This is a genomic window from Dietzia cinnamea NBRC 102147 (assembly GCF_001571065.1).
GTDB classification, from domain to species: Bacteria; Actinomycetota; Actinomycetes; order Mycobacteriales; family Mycobacteriaceae; genus Dietzia; species Dietzia cinnamea.
Genome location: NZ_BCSW01000133.1, coordinates 1 through 1,210, shown reverse-complemented (window position 1 = coordinate 1,210; position 1,210 = coordinate 1). Strand labels below are relative to the sequence as shown.

Annotated in this window: 2 protein-coding genes; both read right to left on the bottom strand. The window is 61.3% G+C overall.

The features are described from left to right. Window positions 1-324: 324 nt before the first annotated feature. On the bottom strand, window positions 325-660 hold the full coding sequence (locus tag DCI01S_RS16465; protein WP_061230208.1) for a histone-like nucleoid-structuring protein Lsr2: 336 nt from the start codon (window positions 658-660) through the stop codon (window positions 325-327). 297 nt (window positions 661-957) lie between these two features. Then, a partial coding sequence (locus DCI01S_RS16460; RefSeq protein ID WP_497463106.1) for an oxidoreductase dimerization domain-containing protein occupies window positions 958-1,210 on the bottom strand: 253 nt, incomplete at its 5' end.

Here is a 1,210-nt window from a genome sequence, read left to right as displayed (position 1 = left end):
GCACCAGACACGGCCCGTAGCTCTGTCGCAGTGGAGGCACCGGCTGGCGCCCTCGCCGCGAGAAGGGCGACTTCACATAAGGTCTGGATGTCGGCGTGGACCCACAGCCTCTGGAATGTGCACAGCCTCGCTCGGCGCGGACGACACTGACATCCAGTGACGCCACCGGGAATCAAGCGTGAAGGGGACCAATAGCGAAGTCTCGGCGTGAGTGAGCTTGCGCACGACCGCGCTGACGGCGGGAAAGATGCTGAGCGAACCCGGCCATCTTGCGAGCACGGCAATCCGACCAGCGATTACCTTGGCCGGCGCCGGGCTGCTTTCCTACTTGGCGGCTGCGTACGCTTCCATCACCGTGGCGGGAATGCGGCCGCGGTCAGAGACATCATGGCCATTGTCGCGAGCCCATTCGCGAATCGCCTTGGTGTCCTCGGATGCGGTCTTGGTCGTGGCCTTGCGCGGAGTCTTGGACTTTCCGGTCACCCGCTGGCCGGCCTCGATGTACGGCGCCATGACCTGGTGGAATGTGTCAGCGTTCTCGTCGCTGAGGTCGATCGAATATTCTTTTCCATCGAAGGCGAAGAAGAGAGTGTTCGCCTCGTTGCCCAGGTCAGAGCCGTCGATATCGTCGATGTACCGCATCTGAAAATGCTGTGCCATTGCGTCCCCCTATAGTGATGCCGTCAAAACTGAGTGACAGTATGCACCAAATGGAGAAATCAGGCCCATTACATTCCCGGGCAAGCCTCAGGCGCCGATTCCGCCAGTGGCCGCCCCGGCGTCGAGGTGCCGATAGAAGTCGACACGGGTTTTCGGACACTGGTGGCCTGGCGAAACAAGTTGGCTTCGGAAGCGTCGCAAACTCGATCGTTTTACGGATGTGGGAGTGATGTAGCTTTCTGAGGCGATCACAAAATGCCGCGACTGAGCGATTAATCCCGCCACGCGAGGCGGTGGTCAGACGCAGCAGGAGGTGGGTAGTTCGGTGTGGAAGGTGCCTGCGACCAGGCGCAGGGCTTCGGAGACGGTCAAATAGGGGGCCCAGGTGTCGGCGATCTGGCGGGTGGTCATCCCGGCTGTGATGGCGTAGGTGGCCGCGAGCATGATTTCTCCGGCGTGGTCTCCGATTGCGCTGAGTCCGAGGATTCTTCCGGTTTCTGTTTCGGCGACCATCTTGATCGCCCCGCGGGTGTCCTGGTCGATCAAGGCG

Excerpts from the sequence above, each read along its gene's own strand:
- DCI01S_RS16465 (WP_061230208.1), bottom strand. The coding sequence starts at position 660 with ATGGCACAGCATTTTCAGATGCGGTACATCGACGATATCGACGGCTCT.